This window comes from Streptomyces sp. NPDC004610, assembly GCF_040609715.1.
In the GTDB taxonomy this organism is placed as follows: Bacteria; Actinomycetota; Actinomycetes; order Streptomycetales; family Streptomycetaceae; genus Streptomyces.
Genome location: NZ_JBEXLA010000054.1, coordinates 40,531 through 47,589, shown reverse-complemented (window position 1 = coordinate 47,589; position 7,059 = coordinate 40,531). Strand labels below are relative to the sequence as shown.

Genomic DNA, 7,059 nt, shown 5'->3' with positions numbered 1-7,059 from the left:
CAACCCGCTACGACAAGACCGCCGAGTCCTACCAGGCAGCCGTCACCCTCGCATCGCTCCTGATGTGGGCGTGACAATTGAAGACAACTCCTAGGCCTCCGGACGGTCCCAGCCTCGCCGGACGATCGGACGTCCCCGCGCGCCACCCTGGAGAGGAAGAGGGCTTTCGCTGGCATCGCGACCGATCCGAGGGCGAACGTAGAATGTCACCCCGGACCGCGCACAGCCGTCCCCAGTCGCATCATGCACTTCCTCCGTGCCGCCCCCACCACGCGCTGCGTGCCTGGTCGGTGAGGCTAGGCCAAGTTCCGTACACCTGGCTGAAGCTCTCGAAAGGGATGTTCAACAAGGCAGTATTTCTGCCTGTCCAGGTTGGTCGGCGACCACTCCGCCTGGCAACTGGTGCGCGTGTGCTGCCAGACACGCCGCCTGGCCCGCCGCACTGCGGGAAGGGAACCGCCCGCCGGTCGGGACCGTTCCGCTGGTGCTCATCGAGCCGTACGCGTTCCGGCTCGGCGGCCACCACCAGCGGACCCTGCTGGCCCTGGCCCTCCGCCACCACCATCGGCCTCGGCCTCGGCCTCCTCAACGCCCTCGGCCGGACCCCCACCGTCCGCCACCATCTGCACAACGGCGAGCCACCTCATCCCACCCAGCACCCCGCCGTCACCCACGCCCTCACCACCAGCACGAGCCCCGGTCCGCTCTACGCCCCCGACGGCCGCGAACGCAAAGCCCAGCTCTGGCCCCACCAGCTCCAGCGCTGGTTCCACCTCGCCCTCACCACTCACGCCACCGCCGACCGGATCCTCCAGACCCGCATCAACCCCGCCACGCACGCACCACGCACCCCACCCCCCGCACAACCCGGCCACGACGTCTTCATCACCGGCCCCACCGACCGCTACCCCGACCTCTTCGACCTCGCTCAGCACCACAACACCCCCACCCGCCATCAGATACTGCGCCACCTCCGCACACTGCCCCGCCACAGCCTCGCCCTCAGCCACCAGCCCAGCACCAACTCCACGCTCATCCACCGGATGAGCACCACCGCACCCGGTGCGTAGCCGGGAATGCCCAGCCGCCTCCTGCGTCACCGTTGTCATCATCGCGACGGTCGCCTTCGCCGGACCGGACACCCCAGCGCCGACGGCCGCCGCGCCCGCCGCCTCGTCCACGCTGTCCGAGCCCGTCACCGCCTGGGCGCCGCCTTCGGTGACGTCCTCGCCGTCCATGTCCACCGCCGAGGAGACGAAGGACGCCGCCGCCCCGCAGGCTGACGCCCCTGCGGCGGCGACCGGCCCCGGACTGCCGAATACCCACCGTAGATGCGGGAAGGGCTGCGGCGGGGGTGTGTGGGACCTCCGCCGACGAGCGCCTAGACGAACTCGCTGCCGGTCTGCCGGCATGACCGCCCCGGTCTCCGCCGACAGCAGGGTCACCGAGCTCGAAAGGCTGTCGCGGCGAATGCTGGACGGCAAGACGGTCCAGCCCGGAGGAGAGGGCAAGACCACCATGGACGCCTCTGCGCGGGCCCGCGCTCTGGCCCACCCGGACCGGCCCCGGCCCCTCCTGGCGGACATGGATCCGCCCCGCGGTCTCAGCTGGCCGGAACCGGCACCCGCGCAGCCGGTGATCGTCGATCTGCCATGACCGGCCGACGGCCACGCTGTGCCCGTGGACCCCGCCCTCGTCGACGAGGTCCTCAAAGAACTCGGCATCACCCCCGACCCGCGGGCCGACTAGCCCGGCCGACGGGGAGCCCCGGTGAGCTTGTTCCTTAACATTTCTGGTTACGTTCGGTGATGGTGGCGGGGCGTTTGACGGTCTTACCGACGTCGTAGCGGGGTGCGGGGTGTCGGTTTCTGGAGCCAGGTGGGCGTCCGGGGCCGGGCCGACTGGGTTTCGGTGCACGGGCCGGGAGAGCGAGGTACGGGCGGAGGTCCCGGAACCCGCGCCGGACTCGGGTCGGTGTGAGGATCCGGCCGGGGCTGGTGGTCTTCTCCCAGGGCTTGCGCCGGTCGGCGGCGATCGGTGCGGCGAGGCGGAGTTGGGTGTGCGCGACAATCACCAGCCATGTCCACCGGTCCGCAGCCTGCGGGTCACGAAGCCGTGGCCGCGTCCAGCGGAGGGACTGCTTGAACAGGCGGAAGGTGTGCTCCAGGTCGAATCTGCGCAGGTAGCACGACCAGACGAAGTCGACTTCGTCCGAGGTGGCGCCGGTGGCGGAGGACCACAGCCAGACCGGTGGGGCGTCACGGTCGCCGGGCAGGTGCTCGACTTTGAGTCGGATCAACGTCCCCTCGATGAGGGGGAGGTCGCTGCCGTGGTCGATCCACGCGGACCGCTGCTTCAGCCGGGGGTGAAGTCGGTCCCAGGCTCGGGCCTCGGCCTTGCCTTATCGGAGTGTGTCGTTCACCGTGACCACGGACGGCTCGGGCCACGACTCGGTCCTGGCGAGGCTGAACTCCTTGCCGTGCTTGGGCGGCCGGCCGCCCTTGCGGTCGTAGACGCGCGGCGGTTTCGGCAGCTGCAGGACGCGGTCCGAGCGCAGACGTCCGACCAGTTCAACGGGGAGGTCCCGCAGGACCCAGGCCAGACGCATCACGTCGTAGCCCGCGTCCATCACGACCAGGACGTCGCTGTCGCCGCGCTGCCACTGACCGACCGCGACCAGGCGCTCGACCACGGCCCGCAGTTGGTCGGCGGTGACCGCCGCGGCATCGTCTGTCGGGCCCAGCCGGACCGCGTCCAGGACCTGTGTCCACGACGTGCGGTCCGGGGTGAGCGCGGCGACGAAGGAGTACGGCCAGCACGGCACCACGTGGTCCGATGAACGGCCGTTGCGGCCGTGGACCAGGCAGAACAGCCGATCCGGCGAGCAGGCGGCGTCCGACCGCAGCCACGGCGAGACGTCCACCGTGAGCACGATCCGCCCGGCGAACCGAGGAAGCGGCAGCGATATCAGCAGGTCACGCAAGGCGTCGATGTCGAGCTGGCCGTGGTTCAGGGCCCCGTACAGCGAGCCGTAGCCGCGCTGGTGCTCGGCCAGCAGCGACAGCTCGACCGGCGTCCGGGTCGGCCCGTCCGCGCACAGCAGCGCGTCGGTCAGGTCGAAGAACGCGTCCGCCCGGGCGGACAGACAGCCGTAGAAGGCCGTCCGAAAGCGTGATAGTTCCGCGAACGTCTCACCATCGCGGACCGGCGCCAGCACACTCATCCCACGACCATCCTCGTGAACTCCTGTGTCTCGTCGCAGAGTTCAGGATCACGAGGAAGGTCGCCTCACACCCTGCAATCACTCCAAAGAGTGACCGCCGGATGTTAAGGAACAAGGTGAGAAGCTGTCCCGCATCCTCTTGATCTGTGACGCTTGGTGATGGGCTACTTGCCCGCCTCTGGGCTTGTGTGCACAGGGCAGTGCCGTCGTGGAGCGGTGCCTCTACGTGGCGAGGACCGCGAACGCCTCGTCGAGGAGGGCGTCGAGGTTGGCCCGCCCGTCGGAGGCGATCCAGTGGTCGAGGGCGACATTGAGGCAGTCCAGGGCCGCTGCGGCCCGGACGGTCTGGGCGAGTGTGCCGGGGTCGGGGCTTCCGGAGCGCTCGGCGAGGGCGCGGGCCAGGACTGTGCGCCAGCCGTCCTGCTTCTCCAGGCGCCGCGCGCACAGCGATGAGGTCTGCCGGACCAGCGTCGTCAGCGCGAGGGAGTGCTCGGGGTCCTTGCGGTAGGGGTCGAGGATGCAGTCCATGGAGCGCCGCAGGGCCGTCCAGTCGTCCTCGGCCGCGGGACGCCCGCCGCTGACCCGCGCGCGGAGCGGTGTGCGCTCCAGCGCGCTCCCCCGGCAGGGCTGTTCGTCCTGGTGGCGGGGCTGGTGAACTGGTTCACGGCCAGGCCCCGCGGTGCACCGCCCTTCACGCCGACACCGGCTACCCGGTGACGGGCCACGGGCTGGCCGGAGGAGCGTGAACGTCGTGCGGTTGCCCCCTGACCCCCTGGACCTGCGGGACGTGCGTCGCCGTGTCGATGCGGTGCTGCAGGAGTTCCTCGACCACCAGGCCCTCCCCGGTCGTCCAGGCCCGCGCGTCCAGGAAAAGTCCAGCAGCGGCCCGGAGGGGCGGGCGTCCAGCCGGTGCGCCGCGGTCGACGGACTGCCCGGCACCGGCCCCTGGGTCACTCGGCCGGTGCGCGGGCCGAAGGGCCCGGTCGCTCAGGTTCCGCCGGGTTGGCCCGTCGAGACCAGCAGGAGGACGGACGAGCCCGGTGCCACCGGTTCTGCGCCGCCCCGGGGCTGACTGCTGATCACCTGCCCGGCGGGAGCGTTCCAGTCCGTGTGCCGCATGATCGTGCAGCTCAGTCCGAGTCCGCGCAGCAGGCTTCCGGCCTGTTCGACCGGCATGCCGGCCAGGTCCGGCAGCGCGATGCCCGCTCCCGCGGTCTGCTCCTGCTCCTGTGTCGGAGTCGCATCGGCGCTTCCGCTCTTGGGGGTGCCGGTGGCGAGCGGGGTGCACGCGCCGTTCGCCGGTGGGGACAGGGACGGGGAGGCGCCGGGCGCGGGCGGCACGGGCTTCAGCGCGAAGAACCCCACCGTGGCGCACGCCAGCACGCAGCACGCCGCAGCGGTGCCCAGGAGCGCCCGGCGGGTGCGGCTGCGGCTGACGGCTCGCTCGATCGCGGCCGCGTCGACGACCGGCGCCGTCGGCCCGTCGGCGAAGGAGGCCACCGCGGCACGCAGCTCGGCTTCGAGGCCCGGCTCGAACGGGGCCGGTCCGGACGACGTGTTCCTCACTTCGTACCTCCGAAAGCGGCCGACGGCGTGTGCGGCGGCTGGGCGCCCGATACGGAATCGCGCAGCTTGGCCAGGCCGCGGGCGAGCTGGGACCTCACCGCACTCGAAGAGATGTCCAGGACGTCGGCGACCTGCCGGGCGTCCAGATCGTGCAGGTAGTACAGGACCACCACGCTGCGCATGCCCATCGGCAGCCCGAGCAGTGCCTCGATCAGTTCCGCGCGCAGATCCACCTGCCCGAACCGGTCCCGGGGGTCGGCCGTCTCGGGCACCCCCGACAGCCCGGGGCGCTCGCCCCGGCGCGACAGCCGCCGCCAGCGGTCGTTGGCCAGGTTGACCAGCACTTTGCGCACGTACGCCTCCGGCGAGTCCGCCACCGCGACCTTCCCCCACTGTCGGCACGCCCGCTCCAGCGCCTCCTGCACCAGATCCTCGGCCACGTGCACGTCACCGGTCAGCGCATACGCGGTGCGGAACAACGCTCCCGACCGCTGTGCGACGAACTCCGTGAATCCGATGCCCGGACCGCTCCTGCGAAACCTCACCTGCCGACCTCCTCTCCTCGTCCCGTCCCGATCACTGCCCCCATGACGGCGGAACGGGGCCGGGTGCTGCACCGAGCCGCCGGCAGTGACGTGAATCACAGCCGGGACGGAAGGGTGTCCCAGGGCCTCGCGCCGCTGTCGCCCGGGGTGCGGGCGGGGCCCGGCAAAGCGGAGGGCCGCCGGGCGGGCGGCCCGCAGTCGGCCGAGAAGAACGGGGGCGCCTCTTGCCGGATACTACGTTCGCCGACGTCGGCGCGGACGGGGTGAAGAACACATGCAGCTCGCGCGCGGTAATCAGCCGCTTGCCGAGTAGCCGGAGGGAATCTCACCCTCCGGCTCTCACAGAACCGTGCGTAACAGTCGGCCGTTACACGGCTCTTGTCGCTCTGATCATCAGACCGCCACGGCGTTCACGGTTGGGGTACAGCGCCAGTGCGCGAACATGCGCGGGTATCGCTGGGCGATCTCCTGCATCTTCGCGATGGCCTTCCGCTTGGCCGCGAGCCGCTTGTACTTCTGGCGGATCCAGCGCGCCAGGTAGGCGTTGATGCGCATCAAGAAGGGATGCAACTCCGCGGGCCGAAAACGCCCCTAGTAGTTGATCCAGCCCGCAACCACAGGGTTGACCCTGCGGGCGAGTTCGTAGAAGGACAGTTCCGAGCGGGTGTGCAGGTGCCAGGAGCGCACCTCCCGGCTCATCTTCTTCAGGGCGTCCTTGCTCACTGCCGGATCGAACGACAGGAAGTGCCTGCCATGCCGGGTCCGGCCCCGTCTGGCACGGAAGGTGTACCCGAGGAACGTGAACGCCGTGTGCTCGAAGGAGCCTCGGCGTTGTTCGTCCTTGCAGTACACGATCCGGTTCTTGGCCGGGTGCAGTTGCAGCCCAACCTCGGCCATCCTGTCTGTGAGCGCGGCCAGCACAGCGCGGGCCTGACGCTCCGTGACGCAGTGCAGCACCGCGTCGTCCGCATAGCGCTCGAACCAGACAGTCGGAAACTCCCGGGCCATCCAGGCATCGAACGCAGAGTGCAGGAACAGGTTCGCCGGAACAGGGGAAACCGGAGCGCCTTGCGGCGTCCCGCGTTCCCGCTCGACTCGGGAGCCGTCCAGCATGACGAGCGGGGCAGCGAGCCACCGCCGCACGTACAAGTTCGCCCAGACGGCATCGGCATGCGCTTCCACTGCCTTGACCAGCAGGTCCCAGGGCACACTGTCGAAGAACTGGGCGATGTCGAACTCCACCACCCAGTCCCGCTTCCAACAGCGTTCCCGGCATTTCCCCACTGCGTCCAAAGCGGACCGTCCGGGCCGGTATCCGAAGCTGTCAGGGTGGAAAATTGTCTCCACCCTGCGCATCAGATAACGAGCCACCACGGTCTGAGCCACCCGGTCAGCGACAGCTGGAACCCCTAGAATTCTCTCACCGCCGCCGTGCGGCTTAGGAATGGCCACCGCGCGCACCGGTGGCGGAAAGTATGAGCCTGACGACATGCGATTCCAGACCTTGTAGAGATTGTTCTTCAGGTCTCTCTCGAAGTCGTCGATGCTCTGCCCATCCACACCAGGCGCACCCTTATTCGCCCTGACCTCCTCCCACGCCTCCTTGACTTCCCAATTCGAGATATCAAACGGCTTGACCTGAGACTTCAACTGGCCCATCGGACTCCTCCCGGACGACGTCCGGTTGATGCGATCAACACAGTCACGAACGACCCGGCCCCTTCG

At 69.7% G+C, this 7,059-nt stretch carries 8 protein-coding genes and 1 pseudogene; 3 read left to right on the top strand and 6 right to left on the bottom strand.

Annotation, left to right across the window (positions count from 1 at the left end; translation table 11 throughout):
* Positions 1 to 410 precede the first annotated feature (410 nt).
* Positions 411 to 1,070 carry a hypothetical protein gene (locus ABZX40_RS38495; protein ID WP_355749788.1) on the top strand — a complete coding sequence of 220 codons (660 nt, stop codon included), beginning with the start codon at positions 411 to 413 and terminating at the stop codon, positions 1,068 to 1,070.
* Between the two features lie 340 nt (positions 1,071 to 1,410).
* Positions 1,411 to 1,656, top strand: a complete 246-nt coding sequence (locus ABZX40_RS38490; protein WP_355749791.1) for a hypothetical protein — start codon at positions 1,411 to 1,413, stop codon at positions 1,654 to 1,656.
* A gap of 127 nt (positions 1,657 to 1,783) precedes the next feature.
* Here ABZX40_RS38490 and ABZX40_RS38485 read toward each other — a convergent pair.
* Positions 1,784 to 3,223: pseudogene (locus tag ABZX40_RS38485) on the bottom strand (NF041680 family putative transposase).
* Between the two features lie 222 nt (positions 3,224 to 3,445).
* Positions 3,446 to 3,751 carry a hypothetical protein gene (locus tag ABZX40_RS38480; RefSeq protein ID WP_355749794.1) on the bottom strand — a complete coding sequence of 102 codons (306 nt, stop codon included), beginning with the start codon at positions 3,749 to 3,751 and terminating at the stop codon, positions 3,446 to 3,448.
* Here ABZX40_RS38480 and ABZX40_RS38475 point away from each other — a divergent pair.
* Entirely contained in the window at positions 3,750 to 3,878 is a 129-nt protein-coding gene (locus tag ABZX40_RS38475) for a hypothetical protein (RefSeq protein WP_355749797.1), read from the top strand. The genes ABZX40_RS38480 and ABZX40_RS38475 overlap by 2 nt on opposite strands.
* A 332-nt stretch (positions 3,879 to 4,210) precedes the next feature.
* Here the strand turns inward: ABZX40_RS38475 and ABZX40_RS38470 are convergent, their stop codons facing one another.
* The 4 genes from ABZX40_RS38470 to ltrA form a co-directional block, all read right to left on the bottom strand.
* On the bottom strand, positions 4,211 to 4,789 hold the full coding sequence (locus ABZX40_RS38470) for a PASTA domain-containing protein (RefSeq protein ID WP_355749800.1): 579 nt from the start codon (positions 4,787 to 4,789) through the stop codon (positions 4,211 to 4,213).
* Positions 4,786 to 5,307, bottom strand: coding sequence for a SigE family RNA polymerase sigma factor (locus ABZX40_RS38465; protein ID WP_355749883.1), 522 nt, complete (start codon positions 5,305 to 5,307; stop codon positions 4,786 to 4,788). The genes ABZX40_RS38470 and ABZX40_RS38465 overlap by 4 nt, the downstream gene beginning before the upstream one ends.
* Positions 5,308 to 5,727: 420 nt before the next feature.
* Complete coding sequence (locus ABZX40_RS38460) at positions 5,728 to 5,889, bottom strand: hypothetical protein (RefSeq protein WP_355749803.1); 162 nt, start codon at positions 5,887 to 5,889, stop codon at positions 5,728 to 5,730.
* A 36-nt stretch (positions 5,890 to 5,925) separates the two neighbouring features.
* Positions 5,926 to 6,993: a group II intron reverse transcriptase/maturase gene (ltrA, locus tag ABZX40_RS38455; protein ID WP_355749806.1), complete on the bottom strand. Its 1,068-nt coding sequence runs from the start codon at positions 6,991 to 6,993 to the stop codon at positions 5,926 to 5,928.
* Positions 6,994 to 7,059: the final 66 nt, after the last annotated feature.

Coding starts and splice junctions, on each gene's coding strand:
- ABZX40_RS38460 (WP_355749803.1), bottom strand. CDS start 5,889: ATGCGCATCAACGCCTACCTGGCGCGCTGGATCCGCCAGAAGTACAAG.
- ABZX40_RS38490 (WP_355749791.1), top strand. CDS start 1,411: ATGACCGCCCCGGTCTCCGCCGACAGCAGGGTCACCGAGCTCGAAAGG.
- ABZX40_RS38475 (WP_355749797.1), top strand. CDS start 3,750: ATGGAGCGCCGCAGGGCCGTCCAGTCGTCCTCGGCCGCGGGACGCCCG.
- ABZX40_RS38480 (WP_355749794.1), bottom strand. CDS start 3,751: ATGGACTGCATCCTCGACCCCTACCGCAAGGACCCCGAGCACTCCCTC.
- ltrA (WP_355749806.1), bottom strand. CDS start 6,993: ATGGGCCAGTTGAAGTCTCAGGTCAAGCCGTTTGATATCTCGAATTGG.